At 63.3% G+C, this 20,249-nt stretch carries 14 protein-coding genes and 2 pseudogenes; 8 read left to right on the top strand and 8 right to left on the bottom strand.

The window, feature by feature from the left end:
* Window positions 1-81 precede the first annotated feature (81 nt).
* The 4 genes and pseudogenes from ABIE53_RS14050 to ABIE53_RS14065 all read left to right on the top strand — a co-directional run bounded on the left by ABIE53_RS14050 (window position 82) and on the right by ABIE53_RS14065 (window position 4,061).
* Window positions 82-295: pseudogene (locus ABIE53_RS14050) on the top strand (YMGG-like glycine zipper-containing protein).
* A gap of 238 nt (window positions 296-533) precedes the next feature.
* Window positions 534-1,037, top strand: coding sequence for a hypothetical protein (locus tag ABIE53_RS14055; RefSeq protein WP_114156266.1), 504 nt, complete (start codon window positions 534-536; stop codon window positions 1,035-1,037).
* A 198-nt stretch (window positions 1,038-1,235) separates the two neighbouring features.
* Window positions 1,236-2,834 (top strand): L-lactate permease, encoded by a 1,599-nt coding sequence (locus tag ABIE53_RS14060; protein ID WP_006052440.1) that lies wholly within the window; start codon window positions 1,236-1,238, stop codon window positions 2,832-2,834.
* 300 nt (window positions 2,835-3,134) lie between these two features.
* Window positions 3,135-4,061 (top strand): DMT family transporter, encoded by a 927-nt coding sequence (locus ABIE53_RS14065; RefSeq protein ID WP_035569836.1) that lies wholly within the window; start codon window positions 3,135-3,137, stop codon window positions 4,059-4,061.
* Between the two features lie 521 nt (window positions 4,062-4,582).
* Here the strand turns inward: ABIE53_RS14065 and bamC are convergent.
* Window positions 4,583-5,815: an NlpB/DapX family lipoprotein gene (gene bamC / locus ABIE53_RS14070; RefSeq protein WP_029967579.1), complete on the bottom strand. Its 1,233-nt coding sequence runs from the start codon at window positions 5,813-5,815 to the stop codon at window positions 4,583-4,585.
* Window positions 5,816-6,157: 342 nt separating this feature from the next.
* On the opposite strand from bamC, the gene ABIE53_RS14075 reads away from it, so the two are divergent.
* The 3 genes from ABIE53_RS14075 (at window position 6,158) to ABIE53_RS14085 (ending at window position 10,184) form a co-directional block, all read left to right on the top strand.
* A complete protein-coding gene (locus tag ABIE53_RS14075; protein ID WP_114156267.1) occupies window positions 6,158-6,622 on the top strand; it encodes a DUF2844 domain-containing protein in 465 nt (154 codons plus the stop codon).
* A 178-nt stretch (window positions 6,623-6,800) separates the two neighbouring features.
* The gene (locus ABIE53_RS14080; protein WP_114156268.1) at window positions 6,801-8,093 is read left to right on the top strand and encodes a DUF3443 domain-containing protein; all 1,293 of its coding nucleotides are present in this window, start codon (window positions 6,801-6,803) and stop codon (window positions 8,091-8,093) included.
* 165 nt (window positions 8,094-8,258) lie between these two features.
* Window positions 8,259-10,184 (top strand): glycosyl transferase family 1, encoded by a 1,926-nt coding sequence (locus ABIE53_RS14085; RefSeq protein WP_029967584.1) that lies wholly within the window; start codon window positions 8,259-8,261, stop codon window positions 10,182-10,184.
* A gap of 196 nt (window positions 10,185-10,380) precedes the next feature.
* Here ABIE53_RS14085 and ABIE53_RS14090 read toward each other — a convergent pair whose 3' ends face one another.
* Window positions 10,381-10,944: a hypothetical protein gene (locus ABIE53_RS14090; RefSeq protein ID WP_114156269.1), complete on the bottom strand. Its 564-nt coding sequence runs from the start codon at window positions 10,942-10,944 to the stop codon at window positions 10,381-10,383.
* Between the two features lie 308 nt (window positions 10,945-11,252).
* Here ABIE53_RS14090 and leuA point away from each other — a divergent pair, with 308 nt between their 5' ends.
* Window positions 11,253-12,971, top strand: coding sequence for a 2-isopropylmalate synthase (leuA, locus tag ABIE53_RS14095; protein WP_114156721.1), 1,719 nt, complete (start codon window positions 11,253-11,255; stop codon window positions 12,969-12,971).
* Window positions 12,972-13,104: 133 nt separating this feature from the next.
* Here leuA and ABIE53_RS14100 read toward each other — a convergent pair.
* The 6 genes and pseudogenes from ABIE53_RS14100 to preA all read right to left on the bottom strand — a co-directional run bounded on the left by ABIE53_RS14100 (window position 13,105) and on the right by preA (window position 20,191).
* Window positions 13,105-13,873: pseudogene (locus ABIE53_RS14100) on the bottom strand (amino acid ABC transporter ATP-binding protein).
* Window positions 13,873-14,550 carry an amino acid ABC transporter permease gene (locus tag ABIE53_RS14105; RefSeq protein WP_006052534.1) on the bottom strand — a complete coding sequence of 226 codons (678 nt, stop codon included), beginning with the start codon at window positions 14,548-14,550 and terminating at the stop codon, window positions 13,873-13,875. The pseudogene ABIE53_RS14100 and the gene ABIE53_RS14105 overlap by 1 nt, the downstream one beginning before the upstream one ends.
* 22 nt (window positions 14,551-14,572) lie before the next feature.
* Window positions 14,573-15,355: an amino acid ABC transporter substrate-binding protein gene (locus ABIE53_RS14110; RefSeq protein ID WP_114156271.1), complete on the bottom strand. Its 783-nt coding sequence runs from the start codon at window positions 15,353-15,355 to the stop codon at window positions 14,573-14,575.
* Window positions 15,356-15,706: 351 nt separating this feature from the next.
* Window positions 15,707-17,158, bottom strand: a complete 1,452-nt coding sequence (hydA, locus tag ABIE53_RS14115; RefSeq protein WP_192698844.1) for a dihydropyrimidinase — start codon at window positions 17,156-17,158, stop codon at window positions 15,707-15,709.
* Window positions 17,159-17,238: 80 nt separating this feature from the next.
* On the bottom strand, window positions 17,239-18,750 hold the full coding sequence (locus ABIE53_RS14120) for an NCS1 family nucleobase:cation symporter-1 (protein ID WP_114156272.1): 1,512 nt from the start codon (window positions 18,748-18,750) through the stop codon (window positions 17,239-17,241).
* Between the two features lie 112 nt (window positions 18,751-18,862).
* Entirely contained in the window at window positions 18,863-20,191 is a 1,329-nt protein-coding gene (gene preA, locus ABIE53_RS14125; RefSeq protein WP_114156273.1) for an NAD-dependent dihydropyrimidine dehydrogenase subunit PreA, read from the bottom strand.
* Between the last annotated feature and the right edge of the window lie 58 nt (window positions 20,192-20,249).

Below are 20,249 nucleotides of genomic sequence, written 5' to 3' on the forward strand. Positions count from 1 at the left end.
GGAAACCGGTTCCGGCGATAAGATCAAAGCGAACGAACAATAACGACAGGCGGTTTCGAATTACAACAGGGAGTCAACATCATGAGATCGATTCGTAAGATAGGTTCGCTTGCGATGATCGTGGCGGTTGTCGCAAGCCTTTCCGCGTGCGAGGGGTATGACGACGCGGCAACGGGACACCGCGATCGGTGCGGGCGTCGGCGGCGCGGCGGGTGCCGTGATCGGCGGCAGCGCGCTGTCCACGCTGGGCGGCGCGGCCGTCGGCGGCGTGATCGGCAACCAGGTCGGCAAGTAATCGCCTCGTATGACCGGACAAAGCGGACCGGGCGCCATGCCCCGTCCGCTTTGCTCACAATCTATGCGGATGTGCCGCATCGAAACGGCGCAGGATGAAGAGCCGCAACGCGCGGCTGCAATGAGGCGAAATACGCCGTTACGGTTTTGCAAACCTCCTCGCGCGCCGTCGGCGTAAGCTCGTGCGATAACGTACCGACGACGGCGTCGGCCGCGTTGTTTGCAAACTGGAGCGCGCCATGAAGTCCCGCGTCATCGACACTTTTCATACTATTCGCATGCAGTTCGCGACGGTTGCGCCTCGCCGGCGCATCGGCCGCGGCCGGCTCGCGTTGAGCGGCGCTGCGAGCGCGTTGCTGCTGTCGGGCTGCTATTACCCGTACGGCTACTACCCTGGCTATTACGCGGGTTATCCGTCGTATTACGCGACCGTGCCCGCGAGCGCTACCCAGCGTGAAGTGCCGCTCGGCACGACCGGCGACTCGCAGGGCGCGCAGTCCATGCAGCAGCAGTCGGCGCAGGCGCAATATGGCCAGCAGCCGCAGCCCGGCGCGGCCGCTTCGCCGCCCGCGTATGTGGTCGCGCAGCCGCCGGTGTACGTTGCGCCGGCTTATCCCGCCTACTATCCGCCACCGGTCTATCCGGCCTGGTACGGCTACGGCTATCCGGGCTGGTATGGGCCGGCCGTGTCGATCGGCTTCGGCTGGTCGTGGGGCGGCGGCGGGCACGGTCATCATCACTGAGCTTTCGCTCCTCCCGTAGTTTCCCTTCTTGACGCGCGAGCCTCGGGCTCTATGCTTGGTTAAGCCTCACACAGTAAGCGTTTAAAAGCGAGCCGCCTGGCGCTTTCGTGCCCGGCGGCGCTCATCCGTCCTGCACCAGCGACGCGTCCCGTCATTGGCAATCTCGCGTCGATTTCGAACAACAACGAAGGAGACGTGATGTTTCATCAACTACTCACCCCCATCGGCGATTCGCTGCTCGCGTCGTTTCTCGTCGCGGCGTTGCCGATCATCGTCGTGCTCGTGCTGCTCGGCTGGGCGCGCCGGCCTGCGTGGCAGGCGTCGCTCGCCGGACTCGTCGTCGGCCTGATCGTCGCCATTGCCGGGTGGAAGTTTCCAGTGGGGCTCGCGCTCGACTCCGTCGCGGCGGGCGCCGTGTTCGCGTGCTGGCCGGTCATGTGGATCGTGTTCACCGCGATCCTGCTGTACAACATCGCGCAGCGCTCCGGCCGCTTCGCCGCCTTCCGCATGTGGATGATCGACAATCTGCCGAACGACCGCCGCGTCGTGCTCGTCGTGGTGGGTTTTTCGTTCGGCGCGCTGCTCGAGGGCATTTCGGGCTTCGGCACGCCGGTCGCGATCACCAGTTCGCTGCTGATCCTGCTCGGCTTTCCGACGCTCGAGGCGCTCACCTTCACGCTGATCTTCAACACCGCGCCGGTCGCATTCGGCGCGCTCGGCGTGCCGATTACGGTGCTCGGCGCGGTCACGCATCTGCCGGCCGATTTGCTCGCGAAAATGGTCGGCCGCCAGTTGCCGTTCTTCGCGCTGCTGCTGCCCTTCTATGTGATCGCCGTGTACGCCGGCTTTCGCAACATGCTGCGCATCTGGCCGGTGCTGCTGATCTCCGGCGCGAGCTTCGCGCTGACGCAGTTCGTCTCGTCGAACTATGTGAACTACAGTCTGACGGACGTGTTGTCGTCGATGGTCTCGCTGATCGTCACCATTGCGTTCCTGCGCGTGTGGAAGCCGGCGGTCGACCCGGCGTTCGCGATCGACATCGACCGGGCCGGCGAAGTGCGCAGCAAGATCGGCGGCGGCCAGGGCTGGTATCCGTGGATCATCGTGTCCGTCGTCGTGATCGTCTGGACGGTGGCGAAAATCTTCCTGATCGGCGACGTGAAAATTCCGTGGCCGGGGCTCGACAAGGCCGTGTTCATCACGTTGTACAACACGCCGTACGGCGCGATCTGGGACTTCCAGCCGCTCGCGACCGGCACCGCGATTCTGGTGGCGGCGATCATTACGAGCCTCGTGGTCGGACTCGGCGCGCGCGAATTCGGCGCGGCCATCGCCGATACGTGGGTGCAGACGCGCATCGCGATTCTGACGGTCGCGACCATCGTCGGACTCGCGTATCTGATGAATTACTCGGGTCTCACTTATACGCTCGGACTCGGCGTCGCGTCCGTCGGACCGTTCTTTCCGCTGGTGTCCGCATTCCTCGGCTGGGTTGCCGTGTTTCTGTCAGGCAGCGACACATCGGGCAACGCGCTGTTCGGCAATTTGCAGGTGGTCGCAGCGCATCAGTTGAATCTCAATCCGGTGCTGATGGCGGCGACCAATTCGTCCGGCGGCGTGATGGGCAAAATGATTTCGCCGCAAAACATTTCGACGGGCGTCGCGACCACGGAGTTGAAAGGCAAGGAAGGCGTGGTGTTCGCGAAGACCTTCAAGCACTCGATTCTGCTGACCGTGCTGCTCGGCATTCTGGTCTGGCTGCAGCAGAACGTGCTGCAGGGGATGATTCCGCATTGACGGTTGTTGGGCGGCTCTGGCGGTTGCTCTGCCGTCAGGCATGCAACCGAAAACTTTTCTCGTAGCAGCGAGGCGCCGGTCGCACCGGCGCCTCATCTTCCTCCCTCCCGGTGATCGCAATATTTCTCACATCAGCGTGAGAATTGCTCGCTATGCGCGCCTCGCCGCGACGCTTACGATCACGTGTGTCAGACGTCCTCTCCCGATACTTGCCGTTTCATTCAGACGTGAAACGTTTCGGGTAATCGCGCTGTTACGATGCACAGGCGTCTCGACTCAACCGCGCGCGACGCCACCATAATGAATGCCAAAAACCTCTTCCAGTTGCTGATCCTCGCGGCCTTATGGGGCGCGTCATTCCTGTTTATCCGCGTCGGCGTGACCGACTTCGGCGTTGCTCCGTTGATGGCGCTGCGCGTCGGCATCGGCGCCGCGTTTCTTATCGTCGTGCTGCTCGCGCGGCGTCCGCTGCAACAATCCGCGACGATCCTGCGCACGCGGGCGTTCCCGCTTCTCGTGGTGGGCATTCTGAATTCGGCCGCGCCGTTCTGCCTGTTCGCGTATGCGGAGTTGACGCTGTCCGCCGGCGTGACGTCGGTGATCAACGCGACGACGCCGCTGTGGGGCGGCCTCGTCGCGTTCGTGTGGCTGCGTGACCGGCTGACCGGACTGCGCACGCTCGGGCTCGCGATCGGTTTCCTCGGCGTGCTGATGCTGGTGTGGGATCAGATCGCCACGCCGAGCGGCTCGGCAGCGACGCCGCTGACCACCGCGCTCGCAGCGGGCGCCGCGCTCGGCGCAACGCTTCTGTACGGCATCGCGGCCAATTACACGAAACGCTACCTGACCGGCGTCGACGCGCTGACCGTCGCGGCCGGCACCATGACAGGCGCGACCATCGTGCTGTTGCCGCTCGCCGTGATCTACTGGCCGAGCGCGCCCGTCTCGCTGCACGCGTGGGGCGCGGTGATCGCGCTCGGCGTGGCGTGCACGGGCGTCGCCTACATGCTGTTCTTCCACCTGATCGCGGTCGCGGGACCGGCGCGGGCAATCACCGTCACGTTCGTGATTCCAATCTTCGGCATTTTGTGGGGCGCGTTGTTTCTCGGCGAAGGCGTGTCGGCCGGCATGCTCGAAGGCTGCGGCGTGATCCTGGTGGGCACGGCGTTGGCGACCGGCGTCATCAAGCGCTTGCCGTGGCTGGGAACGCGGCGCGCCGATACCTGAACGCGTTGGGGTCGGTTGCGTGGACCGGCGCAAAAAATAGCCCGCACTCCGCCGGAGTGCGGGCAAAAACCGTCGCCCTACGAGGATAGGCGACGGGGCCACCGAGACCCGCGCGTCGAGCGCGCGGCCGTCATCGGGCTCGGCATCGGCTTGACGGCCGATGCTCGATGGAATGAAAAGCGCTATTGAGAAGAGACTTCGCCTGGGTGAGGCCACGGGAATCCGGCCCCATGTACTTCTAAAGCAGCATGTATGCCAGTTGGGATTAAACGCGAGAGGTTGGCGGTAACTCGTTGAATTTGCGCTGCATTTTTCGTGGCGTGTGATGGCTTCGGCACGCTGCCGCAACGCGTCGGAGAGTTACGTCACCGGGGTAACGTCAGCGGAGTAACGTGACGTCGAATCGCGGGAGAGTGTTGGGATAGGCCACAGCCATAAAAAAACCCGTCCGGGACAAGAATGTCCCGGACGGGTTTTTTTCATACAGCTTGCCGCCGCTGCCGCGCAGCGGCGCGCTTGCCTCAGCGCAACTGATCGGCCATCAGCGTCAGGATCTGCTTTGCCTGCGGGCTTTCGTCGAGACCGCCCTTGTCGTCGACGACGGCCACGCGGGTCTGGTCCGGCGTCAGCGCGCGCACGTTCACGCGATACTGCTTGGCGACCTTCTCCTTCTTGCCGTGGAACACCTGGCTCCAGAAGCCCTGTTCAGCCGACGTCATGTCCTTCGGATCGACATAGCGCACGAAGTACAGGCCGCGCGTCAGATCGCGGTCGTCGACCGTGAAGTTGCTGCGGTCGAGCGCGAGGCCCACGCGCAGCCAGGCGCGATCATACGGTTCGCCAAGCGTCAGTTCGTTCGATGACAACTGCCCCGGCCCGTTCGCCGCATCCGGATCGCGCACGGGCTGCTGCGCCGACAGCATCACGTTCTGCGCCGCCGTGGCCGCAGCCGCCGATTTCGCGCCGTTCGCCGCGGCATTGGGCGCTACCTGCGCGCCAGCCGGCGACAACGCCGCAGTGTCGGCGCCCCCCGACTTCGCGCGCGAATCGGCGAGCGCGAGCGCCGCCATCAGGCGCTTCAGATATTCCTGCTCGAGGCCGGGATCGTTCGCCTTGGGCTGCCACGTGCTCGAATCGTTGTTCGTGCCGGTCAGCGCCTCGCGCATGCCCTTCTGGCTGATGAACACATACGTGCCGCCGTTCGGCGCCGTTTCGAGGCGCGTACGGTACTTGTTGCGCTCGGACGTGACGTAGCTATTGCCCATCGCCTTCGACAGCGTGCTGCGGATCAGCCCGTCGTTGATTTGCGCGTGCGTTTCGTTCCAGTCGGTCTCCATCACGCCCTTGTCGCGCTGATCGACGACCAGCAGGAAGCCCTGCTCCTGCCAGAAGCGGCGGATTTGCGGCCACGCCTCAGCCGGCGTCTTGCTGTCGATCACGAGCCAGCTTTCCGTGCCGTCGCGCTGGATGTGCATGCCGCTCACGGCCGGCACGACGGACACCGTGTTGGCCGCCGGCGCCTGGGCCTGCACCTGACGCAGCGCGGACAACGAGGTTTCGCCGCCTTGCGGAGGCAGCGAACGCTGATCGGCCGTCTCGTCGATCAGGTTCGGCGGGACGGCGAGTGAAGCCTGCTTCGATTTCGAGTCGCTCTTGTAGTCGACTTTGGTCGGCGACGACGTGCCGCAGCCGGCGACCAGCCCGCCTGCCATCAGCATTACTGCAAACCGCTTGGTAAGACGAAGATGAGTCATGTTCGGGGAATCCTTCCGCTACGCCACGGCAAGTTTCCGTGGATCAACCCAACATTTTACCGATCCCGGCGGGCCCTGTGCAAAAACTGGGGTTTGCCCGCTCTGCGCGCTCTGTTGCCGGACCACATTTAACGTTCCACAACTATTCCTAATGGCCTGTCAGACATCTGCAAGTTTGTCGTCAGAACATTGTTTTAAAAGGCACTTTTCGATTCGGCCTCCGCCCAATTTTGGGATGACGTCACGCGATGAAACGCACACCACGCTTAGTTTTGCGACGCGGGTGCTATCTTCAAATTGACGTAGAACAAAACCCAGAAGCAGCGCGCAGGAGACCTCATCATGTACAAAAAACATCGTTCTCATCGTGTCGCCGCCTCTCTGATTGCCGCGACGGCGTTATGCAGCAGCGCGAGCGCTTGCGCGCAGCTCGGCGCTGTGATTGCGGCCAAATCAGGCGAGAGCGCACAACAAAGCCTGCTGAACGGCGCGCTGCGACTGCGCACATCGACCGATGCGGGCAACACGACCATCAACGAGTACGCGACGAACGGCGGCGAAATCGTCGCCTACACCTGGCAAGGGCCGACGATGCCCGATCTGGCCGGCCTGCTCGGCAAGTACGCCGGCTCTTACCGCACGGGGGCCGCGGAGGCGGCAGCGGCGCCGGACGGGAATCTGCACGCGTCGCGCGTCGTGCGGCCAGACGTGGTCGTCGAGTCGGGCGGGCCGATGCGCGGCTACGCGGGCCGCGCCTGGCTGCCGGGCGCGTTGCCGCCGGGCGTGACCGCCGACGATCTTCGCTGACGGGCATCCGCACGCGCCTGGATGCGTCCGCGGGTCGGTGCGGCCGCGTTGAGAAAGCCGGTCTGTCGCAGCGTGGATGGGCCTGGGGACTTCCTCTCCGAGCGGGCGCTCGAGCCGCGAAACGCGCCGCAGCAAGCAGCAACAACCACAACAAACCAACCGCTGACCTTCTGACGCCATGAAACCCACTCCTTCCCTTTGCGCCCTGCTCTCCGTCTGCACCGTCCTCGCGGCTTGCGGAGGTGGAGGCGGAGGCGGCAACACCGCGACCGCCTCCGGCGCGAGCGCGCCAGCCGGCACGGCTAGCGCTCCTGTTGCCTCAGCGCCGCCTGCCGCGTCGAGCCCAAGCAGCACCTCGGTCCCGCAATCAAATACGCCGAACGTTCAGCCGATCGTCGTGCACGCGGCGCCGCGCCTCACGCGCAACATGCTGACGACGAGCGTCACGGTCTGCCAGCCGGGCACCGACAACTGCGCGACCATCGACAACATTCAGGTCGACACCGGCTCGCACGGTCTGCGCATTGTCGCGTCCGCGTTGCCGGCGACCCTGCCGCTGAACGCCGTGCCGTCCGGCAGCGGCGTGTCGGGCGGCATATCGGGCGGCATATCGGGCGAATGCGCGGTGTTCGGCAGCGGCTATGCATGGGGCGCGGTGCGCAGCGCCGACGTGCGCATGGCCGGACAACTGGCCGCGTCGATCCCGATCCATCTGATCGCCGACCCTTCGGTGCCGTCGGTCCCCGCGGATTGCGCCGCCTCGGGCCCGTCGATGCTCACCGTCGACACACTGCGCGCCAACGGCATTCTCGGCGTCGGCGTGTTCGCGGCCGACTGCGGCGGCGCCTGCGCGAACGCCGCGCTGCCCCGCTGGTACTACAACTGCGACGCGAGCGGCGCCTGCCAGGCAAGCGCCCAGCCGCTCGCGCAGCAGGTGGCCAATCCGGTCAGCCGCTTCGCGCTCGATAACAACGGCGTGGTGATCGACCTTCCCGCGATCCCCGACGGCGGCGCGCTGACCGTGTCCGGTTCGATGATCTTCGGCATCGACACGCAGGCGAACAACACGCTCGGCAGCGCGGGCGTGCTCAAGGGAAATTCGCAAACCGGCTACGTCAGCACGACGCATAACGGCCAGACCTTTTCGCAAAGCTATCTGGATACGGGTTCGAACGGACTCTTCTATCGCGACACGCAACTGCCGCAGTGCGGCCTCTGGTATTGCCCGAGTTCGACGCAAGCGGCGAGCGCGAGCATCGCCGGAACGAACGGCGCGTCGAACACGGTGACCTTCGCTATCGGCAATTCGCGCGCTCTCTTTGCGTCGGGCAATAACGCCTTCAACAATATCGCGGGTGCGGCTGCGAGCGGCTTCGACTGGGGCTTACCGTTTTTCTTCGGCCGGCGCGTGTACACGGCGATTGCTTCGCGCGCGACGTCGGCGGGACCGGGTCCGTACTACGCGTTCTGAAGGTAAGGCCGCATTTAAACTGCCGAAAATTCAGAAACTGACGGACAGCGCAAATTCGGTATGGGGTGGCTGCGATAATCGCCGTTCGCGGCTAACGCTTCAGGAATGCATTCAAGAATGCTTCCTGAAGATAGTTAGTCATGCATAACTGCCAATCGCTATCCGATGCAAGACGCCACCCAAGCCAGCCAAGCCGCCGAACCCACTTTCTCGCTCGACGATTTCGAGCAGCTCGTTTTTACGCGGCAGCATATCCGGGCGTCTATCCAGCTTCTGTGCGCGCTCGCGCTGCTTCAGAACAAGCGCGGCGTGCTGGACGAGAGCTTTCTTGCGTCGGGCATGAGCGGCTTGACGCCCGCGGAACAACAGCAGCGCTTCTGCACGCGGCTCGCGAGCGCGGCTTCAACGCTGTTCGCCGATCCGGAATTCCAGCCGCCCGTCGAATGCTTCAGGCTCTTTCTCACGCTGCACGAATGGGTCGGCCTGGTGTTCTCCGCCACGCCGTTCGGCAATGCGGATCATGTCGCCTGCCACCTCAACCCGCGCGGTGCGCAAGACCGGCAGTTTCTGGCTGGCGACAGCTTCGTCGAGAAACTGTGCGTGCTGTATTCGACCGAATCGGAGCTCGAACTCGAGTTTTCCGCGCTGTGGGCTTACGACAAGGTGCTCGCGGCGTGCCTCGCGCTCGTCCTGCTTGCGCCGGTTTTCAAGGGCTCGGCAAGCGCGCACGTCAAGCGTGAGGCGTTGATCGAATGGCTGCCCGGCAAGCTGCAACAGCTAGACGATCTCGACGATCTGCCCACCGCCTTGCTGCATAACGCCTACATGTTCTGCAGCTACGCACACACGCCTCGCCGTCATGAGATCAAGCGGGACATCAATGTGCTGGTGCGCCGCAAGCTCGCGCAACTGGGCCTGACCGACGTGGCGGCGCCGCGCGCAGCAGCCACGGCGAACGCGAACGCGAAGCAGGCGGGCAACGCAAAGCGGCGCAAGAAGCCGTTGATGCTGGTCGTGCTCGAGTGGTTCGGCGGCGCGCATTCCATCTACCGCACGCACTCGCGCACGCTCGAAGCCGCGCGCGAGCATTTCGAGGTGGTGGCCTTCGGCTTCGGCTATGCGACTGACGACATCGGGCGCGCGGTGTTCGACCGTTTCATCGAACTCGAGCAGCCCGAGTACATCGGCGAATGTCTGCGGACCATTCGCGACTTTGCCGAACGCGAGAAACCCGACGTGCTGTATATGCCGAGCGTCGGCATGTTCGTGATGACCATCTTCATGTCGAATCTGCGGGTCGCGCCGCTGCAGATCGCGGGGCTCGGCCATCCGGCTACCACGCACTCCGACAAGATCGACTATGTCAGCGTCGAGGAAGATTACGTCGGCGATCCCGCGTGCTTCAGCGAACGCCTGATGAAGTTGCCGAAAGACGGGCAGCCGTACCGTCACTCGGTGGCGCTGCCGGTCATCGTCCCGATCATTGCGCCGCCGCGCGCCACGGTGCACGTGATCATTACGGCCAGCGCGATGAAGCTCAACCCCGCGTTTCTCGATGCGTGCCGCGAGATCGGCGCGCGTGCCCGCACGCCTGTCGAGTTTCATTTCATGAGCGGCGTGCACGCCGGGCTCGCGCTCGATCATATGCGCGACGTTATCGGCCGCTCACTGCCGGGCGCGGTCGTCCACGGGTTTCATCAATACGCGAGTTACCTGGACTGTGTGAATCGCGCGGACCTTTTTTTGAGCCCGTTCCCGTTCGGCAATACGAATGGCATCGTGGACGCGCTCACGCTCGGTTTGCCGGGCGTGTGCAAACGCGGGCCGGAAGTGTTCGAGTGCATCGACGGCGCGCTGTTCGAGCGTGTGGGCATGCCGCCGTGGACCGCGACGGAGACCATCGAAAGTTATATCGAAGCGGCGGTGCGAATGATCGACGGGCACGACGAACGCACCGCATTGCGGCAGCGTTTGATCGATACGAAGGCGGTCGAGCGCTGCTTTGAAGGCCGGCCCGAGGCGTTTGCAGAAAGCGTGCTTGGCTTGATGAAGAAGAAGCGGAGCCGGCGCAAGGTGGAAGTGGTGGATTGACGGGGTGCGGGTGTAGGGATGCCGGGGTGCTGCGGGTGCTGCGGGTGCTGCGGTACGTGGCACGACGTTAGACGCCTCGCTTGCAACCGTTGTTGGCGTGTGCGCAGAGACGTCCTGGCAAAAGCATAACCATGACCACATGCATCGGCGCGCCCGCCGCTCGGGCCACGCCGACACTCAGTTCACAGCGAGCGCCTTACTCGGCCGCTTCGTCCGAATCCGGCTCGGAGGGCGCCGCGAGTTTCGCCGGAGCGAGCCAGCTAAAGCTGCTGAGACTCGGGCCACTAAACGTGCATTCGGCGGCTGCGGCCTGAATGACCTTCTTCGGCTTGCCTGATTTGACGGCAAGCGCTTGCCCATCCGAAGTCGCCGAACCCGAAGCCGGAGCCGCAGCCGCCCGCGCACCCGATGCAGCGGCGTCGGAACCGCCCATCGCGCCCGCCGCCGCCGTCCCCTTCGACCCGCCCATCGCGCCCGCCGTCGCGCTCCCCTTCGACCCGCCCTTCGCCACCGAAGCAGCCCGCGCCGCCGCGACTTCGGAGGCCGTCACGACATGTTCAATCGACCCTTCCACGACCACGCGCGACCCGTCGATACCGGCGCCCGTGTGGCCGATCTTCAACGTATCGGACGAAGTTTCCGCAAACTTGCTGCGCATCAGTTGCTCGCACGCGTCCGAGTTTTTGTAGACAGCGGTACAGGCCGCGAGCAGCGCCGCAGCGGTCGAGACGCACGCGATTGTGAGAATCCGATTCTTCATTGACGTTCCGTTTTTGAAACCGTCGCGAATTGTAGCCTGGGCGCTGCGCGCGAGCCTGCGCTTGACGCAGTCCCAATAATATGGTCCTATTGCGCACTATGTACCGCGCCCAGACCACCCTATCGCTACTACTAGCCCGCTCTACCGGGCTAGGTCTGCTGCTGCGCGCTTCCATCTGAATCTGAAACACCCGAAGCACCGCGTAATTTCCCAGTAACTGACCCAGCCCCGGTTCCCGACCGGCGGCCCTGCTTTGCGTTTTTGTCGTCCGGTCGACTTCCAGCTTGTCGAATTCAAGGACGATGAAAATGTTGAAGAATCCCGCTACGAAATACCGCTCGTTCAAGCCCATCAATTTGACGGATCGCCAGTGGCCATCGCGCACCATCACGCGCGCGCCGATCTGGATGAGCACCGACTTGCGCGACGGCAACCAGGCACTCTTCGAGCCGATGAACGGCGAGCGCAAGATGCGCATGTTCAAGACGCTGGTGCAGATCGGTTTCAAGGAAATCGAAGTGGCGTTTCCGTCGGCTTCGCAGACCGACTTCAACTTCGTGCGCAAGCTGATCGAAGGCGGCCACATTCCCGACGACGTCACAATCGAAGTGTTGACGCAGGCTCGCGACGACCTCATCGAACGCACCTTCGAATCCTTGCGTGGCGCGCCGCGCGCGATCGTCCATTTGTATAACGCCACGGCGCCGGAATTCCGCAAGATCGTGTTCGGCCTCGATCAGAACGGCGTCAAGGAACTCGCGCAAAAAGCCGCGCGCACGATGAAGCGTCTCGCCGACGCCGCGCCGGAAACGCACTTCACGCTCCAGTACAGCCCCGAAGTATTCAGCGGCACCGAGCTCGAATTTGCGAAGGATGTCTGCGACGCCGTGTTCGACATCTGGCAGCCGACGCCCGATCACAAGGCCATCGTCAACTTGCCGGCCACCGTCGAAATGGCCACGCCGAACGTCTACGCCGATCAGATCGAGTGGATGCACCGCAACCTCGCGCGCCGCGATTCGCTGATCGTCTCCGTGCATCCGCATAACGACCGCGGCACGGCCGTCGCCGCCGCGGAACTGGCGGTGATGGCGGGCGCGGACCGCATCGAAGGGTGTCTCTTCGGCAACGGCGAGCGGACCGGCAACGTCGACCTCGTCACGCTCGCGTTGAACCTGTACACGCAGGGCGTCGACCCTGGCCTCGACTTCTCGAACATCAACGAAGTCGCGCGCACCGCCGAGGAATGCACGCAGTTGCCCGTGCATCCGCGTCACCCGTATGTCGGCGATCTGGTGTTCACCGCATTTTCCGGCTCGCACCAGGACGCGATCAAGAAAGGCCTTGCCGTGCAGAAGCCCGACGCGATGTGGGAAGTGCCGTACATGCCGATCGATCCCAACGACCTCGGCCGCACTTATGACTCGGTGATTCGCGTGAACAGCCAGTCCGGCAAGGGCGGTATCGCTTATCTGCTCGAGCAGAGCTACGGCGTCGTGTTGCCGCGCCGTTTGCAGGTGGACTTCAGCTCGGCTGTGCAGCGCCTCACCGACACGAGCGGCCAGGAAGTCACGCCGTCGCAGATCTGGGAATTGTTCCAGCAGGAATACGTGCGCACCGCCGCGCCGGTTCATTACATCGGCCATAGCCTGTCCGAGCAGGACGGACGCGAGCGTATCAAGCTCACCGTCGAGATCAACGGCACGCGCCGCGTGCTGCACGGCGAAGGCAACGGACCGCTCGACGCCCTGATGCACGCGATGGATGTGCCGGTGCGCATCCAGCATTACGAAGAGCGCGCGTTGACGCAAGGCGCCGATGCGCGCGCGGTGGCCGTCGCCGAGATGGCCGGCGCGGACCTGACGGGCAGCGCGTTCGGCGTGGGCATCGACGCGAATCTGGTTACGGCGTCGATTCGCGCGGTAATCAGCGGCGTGAACCGTGCGTATGCTCGCGCGAGCGACGACGCGAAGCAGCGCTTCTTCGACGCGGCGCTCAACGACGAAGCCGAGCGCGCGGAAGCATAAGGCGAGGCTAGTCAGGCCGCGAAGGCCTGGCTACACAAGAAAGGGGCGCCCTGCTAATTGACGGGGCGCCCCTTCTTTTTTCGCAAAGATAAGCAGCACGTTTAATCAGCCACCCTACCTGATCAATCGCGCTTCACTCCGTCCACGCTTCCGGCAAGCTGTGCGTGAGCGTCGACACAAAACGGGGCGGTCTCTTCCTGCCGAGGCCGCATGAAGACCTCGCGCGACGGCCCCGCCTCCACCACCACACCGTTGTTGAGGAACACGACGTCGCGCGCGATCGTAGCGGCGAGACGCAAATCATGTGTCGCCATCAGCATGGTCATGCCTTCGCTCGCGAGTTGCTTCAGCACTTCGACGACTTCGGCAGCGAGACCAGGATCGAGCGCGGACGTGGGCTCGTCGCACAGCAGGACTTCCGGCGACGGCGCCAGCGCACGCGCGATCGCCACGCGCTGCTGCTGTCCGCCCGACAGCGTGACGGGCCACGCATCGGCCTTGTGCGCGATGCCGACTTTCTCGAGCAATTCATCGGCGCGGGCCCGCGCTTTTTCCTTGTCCCACTTGAGCACGGTGAGCAGCCCCTCCATCACGTTCTGACGTACCGTGAGATGCGGAAACAACTGGAAGTTCTGGAACACCATGCCGGTACGGCGACGAATCGTCAGCACTGTTTCGCGCGACGGCCGCTCGTCCTGACTGAACGTGAGCTTCTGATCGCCGATTTCGAGCGAACCCGACTCGGGAATCTCGAGCAGATTCACGCAGCGCAACAGCGTGCTTTTGCCGCTGCCCGACGGTCCGATCAGCGCGGTCACGTTGCCCTGCGCGAGTTGCAGATCGACGGAATCGAGCACACGGTGCCCGGAAAAATACTTGTCGATTTTTTCCAGTCGGATCATCAGTTGCCCGCCTGAAAGAGTGCATGACGGCCGAATTTGCGCTCGAGCCTGACTTGCGCCGACGACAGCACCGAACTGAACAGCAGATACACGAGTGCGGCTTCGGTATAGAGAATCAACGGTTCGTAGGTCACCGAAGCAATTCTCTGCGCGGCCTGGAACACCTCGGGCACGGTCAGCACCGCCGCGAGCGACGTGTCCTTCACGAGCGCGATGAACGAGTTGGACAACGGCGGCAACGCGACACGCGTCGCTTGCGGCAGAATCGCGCGACGCAGCGCCTGTTCGCGCGTCATGCCCATCGAATACGCGGCCTCCCACTGCCCTTTCGGAATCGACTCGATCACGCCGCGTATCACTTCCGAGTTATACGCGCCCACGTTCAGCGAAAAGCCGATGATCGCCGCCGTCAACGGATCGAGCACGATGCCGACGTTCGGCAAGCCGTAGAAGATCACGAATAGTTGCACGAGCAACGGTGAGCCGCGAAACAGCCACACATAGAAGCGCACCGCCGCCACCGCCCACTTCGGCCCGAAGAGCCGCACGAGCGCCACGATAAACGCGAGAGCGAGCCCGATAGCGAACGACGCCAGCGTAAGCGGCACCGTGAACACGAGCCCCGCATACAGCAGCGGCCACAGCGACTGCGCCATCAGATGCAACCATGCCGGCATGATTCAGACTCGCGAAAGGCGTTTACTGGGAGACGTCTTTGCCGAAGTACTTCTGCGAAATCTTCGCGTACGTACCGTCTTTCTTCATGTCGGCGAGCGCCTTGTTGATTGCCGCGACGAGTTCGGGGCTGCCCTTGCGGATCAGCACAGCGGACTTGTCGCTGCTTTCCGGCGACGTATCCAGCGTAGCGATCTTCACCTTCGCATTCGGCTTGTGCTTTTTGAAGTCGAGGAACGACAGCGAATCGTTGACGGTTGCATCGACGCGGCCCGCGGTCAGCAGGTCGATGGACTCGTTAAAGCCCTGCACCGGAATCACTTCCGCACCGTGCGACGCGGCAATTTTGCCGAAGTTGCTGGTCAGCGTGTTGGCCGATTTCTTGCCTTTCAGATCGTCGAAGTTCTTGATCGTCGTGTTGTCCGAGCGCACGATCAGCGCCGCGTGCGACGTGATGTACGGGTCCGAGAAATCGTATTTCGCCTTGCGCGCATCCGTGACCGCAACTTCGTTGATCACCGCGTCGTAGCGGTTCACGTCGAGCCCCGCGATCAGGCCGTCCCATTTGCCTTCGACGAATTGCGGCTTGACGCCGATGCGCTGTGCGATCTGCGTGCCGATCTCCACATCAAAGCCGGTCAGCTTGCCCGATTCGTCGTGGTACGTGAACGGCGCATAGGTGCCTTCGGTGCCGATCCTGAACACGCCCGAGGACTTGATCTGCGCGAACTCGTCGGCCGCGAAGACGGAACTCACGGCGACCGCCTGCAGCAGCGCAACCAGCAAAATGGAACGAATCGACTTCATGTGTGGCTCCCTAAAGTGGCCAGGCCGTATGCCTGGTCTTCTGTTGGCAGTCGCGCGGGCGCTCACGCCCGGCGGAGTGGGCGGACTGTAGCAAACGGCTTGCCGTTTTACAAAGGATCAGCTTTCCAATCCATATGCGCATGCGTGCTAAGCCGCAGCGGTAACCTCCGCCATCGCATGAACTTCAACTCTACAGCAGATGTGAAGACGCGGCATGCATCGCAACATGGAACGTGGGCGCGGCGCCATCGGGGAAAACGCGAGACGGTCGTGCCGCGGCGAATGCGCGGCAGCGTGGAAAAGGCGGCGCGGGCTTCCATGTCCGCGCCGCCTTTTACGATGGCAGAAGCCCTACCGCTCGACGCGGTGCGGCTCTTTCAGCTTGTTCGACACGCGGATCGCGTCGAAGTAAGCCGGGTTCGGCGGGCGCTTCTGATACTGGCCCGCGCCTCGCACGGCGCGCAGATCGCCGTCGGTCCATGCAAGGGCGCCGCGCGTGAGCGTATGCATCGCCACGCCTTGCACGGTCATCCCTTCGAACACATTGAAGTCGACTTTCTGATGATGCGTCTTCACCGAGATCGTCTTGCTTGCCTGCGGGTCCCACACGACGATGTCCGCATCCGCGCCGACCCGTATTGCGCCTTTTCGCGGGTACAGGTTGAAAATCTGCGCGGCATTCGTCGATGTGATGCGCACGAACTCATTCGGTGTGAGACGCCCCGAGTTGACGCCGTGATGCCATAGCACCGCCATGCGATCTTCCACGCCGCCACAGCCGTTCGGGATCTTCGTGAAGTCCTCGCGGCCCATCGCCTTTTGCGACGCGCAGAACACGCAATGATCGGTCGCCGTGGTATGCAACTGCCCGGCCTGCAAACCGCGCCACAATGCCTCGCGATGTTCGGCCGAGCGAAACGGCGGACTCATCACATGCGCCGCGGCGCGCGTCCAGTCGGGATCGCGATACACGCTTTCGTCGATCACGAGATGGCCGGGCAGCACTTCGCCGAACACGCGCAGCCCTTCACTGCGCGCACGGGAGATGGCGTCGACGGCATCTTTCGCGGACACGTGCACGATATACACCGGCACGCCCAGCACTTGCGCGATGCGTATTGCACGATTCGCGGCCTCACCTTCGACCTCGGGCGGCCGCGACAGCGGATGAGCCTCGGGACCAGTAAATCCTTTGGCCAGCAACTGACGCTGCAACTGGAACACGAGTTCGCCGTTTTCCGCGTGCACCGTGGGCAGCGCGCCGAGTTCGAGCGAGCGCGAGAAGCTGTTCACCAGCACCTCGTCGTCGACCATGATGGCGTTTTTATAGGCCATGAAATGCTTGAAGCTCGACACGCCGTGCTCGTGCACCAGCGTGCCCATGTCGCGATACACCGAATCGTCCCACCAGGTGACGGCCACATGAAAACCATAATCCGCCGATGCCTTCTCCGCCCAGCCGCGCCACTCCTTGAACGCTTCCATCAGGCTCTGCTTCGGGCTCGGAATCACGAAGTCGATGATGCTCGTCGTGCCGCCCGACAATCCCGCTGCGGTGCCCGTATAGAAATCGTCGCTCGCGGTCGTGCCCATGAACGGCAGTTCCATATGCGTGTGCGGATCGATGCCGCCTGGCATCACGTATTGCCCGCCCGCATCGACTATTGCAGCGTCAGCCGGCGCTTCGAGGTCCACGCCGATTTGCAGAATGGTGCCGCCGTCTTGCGGATCGGCACATAAAACATCGGCACGGTAGGTGTTTTCCGCATCGATCACGGTGCCGCCGCGAATCAGGGTCGTCATGTTGCCGCCTCCTTAATTGACTTGCTTATCTCGCTGCCGTCTGGGCCACGCATGCTACGCGCGCCACGCATGCTACGACTTCAAGCGCTTGCCACGCGTGCGCTCGGTCCCTTGCTGAACTTCATCCACGCGCTATACACGATCGACGCCAACGCGAGCCCGACAAACCATGCATACGTGTAGAGCGTATTGAAGATCGACGGCACGTTGGCGAACGAAGCGGGAAACGCGGTGTGCAAAAAGCCCGGCAGATTCGGCAACACGCCGATCACAAGCGCGACCACCGCGCCGATATTCCAGCCGCCCGTATAGCTGTATTCGCCGCGCTCGTCGAACAGTTCGCGCGGATCGAGCCGCGTGCCGCGAATCAGAAAGTAATCGACCATCAGAATGCCCGCGACCGGACCGAGCAGCGCCGAATAGCCGACGAGCCACGTGAAGATATAGCCCTGCGTGGTGGCGAGAATCTTCCACGGCATCATGACGATTGCGATGGTCGCGGTAATCATGCCGCCCGCGCGATACGAAATACCCTTCGGCCACAGGCTCGAAAAATCATACGCGGGACCGACGAGATTCGCGGCCAGGTTGCAGCACATCGTATCGAGCGTGAGGATCACGAGTGCAAGGCCGACGCCGATGCCCGTCATGCGGCTTGTAAGATCGATAGGATCCCAAATCGCTTTGCCGTAGATCACCACCGTCGCCGAAGTCACGACCACCGAGATCACCGACAGCAAGGCCATCGGCACAGGCAAGCCGATCGACTGGCCGATCATCTGATCGCGCTGCGTCCTCGCGAAGCGCGTGAAGTCGGGAATGTTCAGCGCGAGCGTCGCCCAGAAGCCGACCATCGCGGTGAGGCCCGGCCAGAATGTCGCCCAGAACATGCCTTCTTTCTTGCCGCCCGGCACGAACTGCGACGGCGCGGACAGCATCGAGCCGAGGCCGCCCGCCTTCGACGTCGCCCACCACACGAGCGCGATGCACATCACGATCTTGATCGGCGCCGACCAGCTTTCGAGCCAGCGGATCGAATCGGTGCCGTGCACGATGAAGTAGATTTGCAGCGCCCAGAACGCGAGAAAACACGCGAGCTGTCCAACGGAAATGTCGAGCAACGGCAAGGCCGCGCCGTGCAGCGCGTTGCCGGTCAGAATGTTGAGCAGCGTATAGATCGCGCTGCCGCCGAGCCACGTCTGAATGCCGTACCAGCCGCACGCGACGATAGCGCGCAGCATCGCCGGCAACTTGGCGCCCTGCGTGCCGAACGACGAGCGCACCAGCACCGCGTACGGAATGCCGTGCTTCGCGCCGGCGTGGCCGATCAGCAGCATCGGCACCAGCACGATCAGATTGCCGAGCAGCACGGTCACCACGGCCTGCCACGGCGACATGCCCTGCTCGGTCAGGCCCGCGGCGAGCATGTACGACGCGATGTTCATCACCATGCCGACCCACAGCGCGGCGAAGTGATACCAGCGCCATGTGCGCTGCGCGGCGCCGGTCGGCGCGAGGTCGTCGTTATAAAGACTGCTGCCTTGCGCGCCGGCCGCGATTTGCGGATCGACGGAGTTCGCGGTCTGCTTCATCGAATGATCTCCACTTGATCGTCGAAGCCCGCGCGTTTCTGTGAACGCGTCGGGCGTTAAAGGGAAACACGGCTTATGTACAAACACTGCGCAACGACAAAAAACCCTTGTTTCAGGCTGCTTTCGCTGCGTGCGCCGGTTCCGCGCTCGCAGCGGCTTCCTGCGCTTCGCTCTGTGCCGCGTTCACGCGCGCCGGATTGTTCGGATGCGTGGTCCAGTTCGCATACTCGCCGCTGTCCACGCGCTCCATCGTGATGCATTGCTCGACCGGACACACGTGCATGCACAGATTGCAGCCGACACATTCGGAGTCCACCACTTCAAAATGCCGGACGCCATCTTTTTCTTTTGTGATCGCCTGGTGCGCGGTGTCTTCGCACGCGATATGGCACAGGCCGCATTTGATGCACTTGTCCTGATCGATGCGCGCCTTGATGCTGTAGTTGAGATTCAGGTACTTCCAGTCAGTCACGTTGGGCACCGCACGGCCGCGAATATCGTCGAGCGTGGCGTAGCCTTTTTCATCCATCCAGTTCGATAGGCCGTCGGCGAGATCGGTCACGATGCGAAAGCCGTAGTGCATGGCCGCCGTGCACACCTGCACGCTGCCCGCGCCCAGCACCATGAATTCGGCGGCATCGCGCCACGTCGAAATGCCGCCGATGCCCGAGATCGGCAGGTTCGGCGTTTCTGTATCGCGCGCGATTTCGGCGACCATGTTCAGTGCAATCGGCTTCACCGCCGGGCCGCAGTAACCGCCGTGCGTGCCCTTGCCGTCGACCATCGGCAACGGCGACATCGCGTCGAGATCGACGGCGACAATCGAGTTGATCGTGTTGATCAACGACACGCCGTCCGCGCCGCCCTTGTAGGCCGCGCGCGAACCCACGCGAATATCGGTGATGTTCGGCGTGAGCTTCACGAGGCACGGCAGCTTCGTGCCCTCCTTCACCCAGCGCGTGACCATCTCGATGTACTCGGGCACCTGACCGACGGCCGCGCCCATTCCACGTTCGCTCATGCCATGCGGACAGCCGAAATTCAATTCGACCGCATCGGCGCCGGTGTCTTCGACGAGCGGCAGAATCCATTTCCAGTCGCGCTCGTTGCACGGCACCATCAGCGACACGATCATTGCGCGCTCGGGCCAGTCGCGCTTGACCTGCGCGATCTCACGCAGATTGACGTCAAGCGGACGGTCGGTAATCAACTCGATGTTGTTCAAGCCCGCGATGCGCTGGCCGTTCCATTGCACGGCGCCATAGCGCGAACTCACGTTGACCACGTGCGGATCGAGGCCGAGCGTCTTCCACACCACGCCGCCCCAACCTGCTTCGAACGCGCGGTTCACGTTATAGGCTTTGTCGGTCGGCGGCGCGGAAGCGAGCCAGAAAGGATTCGGCGAAGTAATGCCGGCAATCGTACAGCGCAGATCGGCCATGTTCGGCTCCTTGGGGACGGCTGCTATTTATGTGACTCGTTGCTAGCGACAATGCGCG

The sequence above is a fragment of the Paraburkholderia sp. OAS925 genome (assembly GCF_040543975.1).
Classification (GTDB): Bacteria; Pseudomonadota; Gammaproteobacteria; order Burkholderiales; family Burkholderiaceae; genus Paraburkholderia; species Paraburkholderia graminis.

Coding starts and splice junctions, on each gene's coding strand:
- ABIE53_RS14055 (WP_114156266.1), top strand. CDS start 534: ATGAAGTCCCGCGTCATCGACACTTTTCATACTATTCGCATGCAGTTC.
- ABIE53_RS14060 (WP_006052440.1), top strand. CDS start 1,236: ATGTTTCATCAACTACTCACCCCCATCGGCGATTCGCTGCTCGCGTCG.
- ABIE53_RS14065 (WP_035569836.1), top strand. CDS start 3,135: ATGAATGCCAAAAACCTCTTCCAGTTGCTGATCCTCGCGGCCTTATGG.
- bamC (WP_029967579.1), bottom strand. CDS start 5,815: ATGACTCATCTTCGTCTTACCAAGCGGTTTGCAGTAATGCTGATGGCA.
- ABIE53_RS14075 (WP_114156267.1), top strand. CDS start 6,158: ATGTACAAAAAACATCGTTCTCATCGTGTCGCCGCCTCTCTGATTGCC.
- ABIE53_RS14080 (WP_114156268.1), top strand. CDS start 6,801: ATGAAACCCACTCCTTCCCTTTGCGCCCTGCTCTCCGTCTGCACCGTC.
- ABIE53_RS14085 (WP_029967584.1), top strand. CDS start 8,259: ATGCAAGACGCCACCCAAGCCAGCCAAGCCGCCGAACCCACTTTCTCG.
- ABIE53_RS14090 (WP_114156269.1), bottom strand. CDS start 10,944: ATGAAGAATCGGATTCTCACAATCGCGTGCGTCTCGACCGCTGCGGCG.
- leuA (WP_114156721.1), top strand. CDS start 11,253: ATGTTGAAGAATCCCGCTACGAAATACCGCTCGTTCAAGCCCATCAAT.
- ABIE53_RS14105 (WP_006052534.1), bottom strand. CDS start 14,550: ATGCCGGCATGGTTGCATCTGATGGCGCAGTCGCTGTGGCCGCTGCTG.
- ABIE53_RS14110 (WP_114156271.1), bottom strand. CDS start 15,355: ATGAAGTCGATTCGTTCCATTTTGCTGGTTGCGCTGCTGCAGGCGGTC.
- hydA (WP_192698844.1), bottom strand. CDS start 17,158: ATGACGACCCTGATTCGCGGCGGCACCGTGATCGATGCGGAAAACACC.
- ABIE53_RS14120 (WP_114156272.1), bottom strand. CDS start 18,750: ATGAAGCAGACCGCGAACTCCGTCGATCCGCAAATCGCGGCCGGCGCG.
- preA (WP_114156273.1), bottom strand. CDS start 20,191: ATGGCCGATCTGCGCTGTACGATTGCCGGCATTACTTCGCCGAATCCT.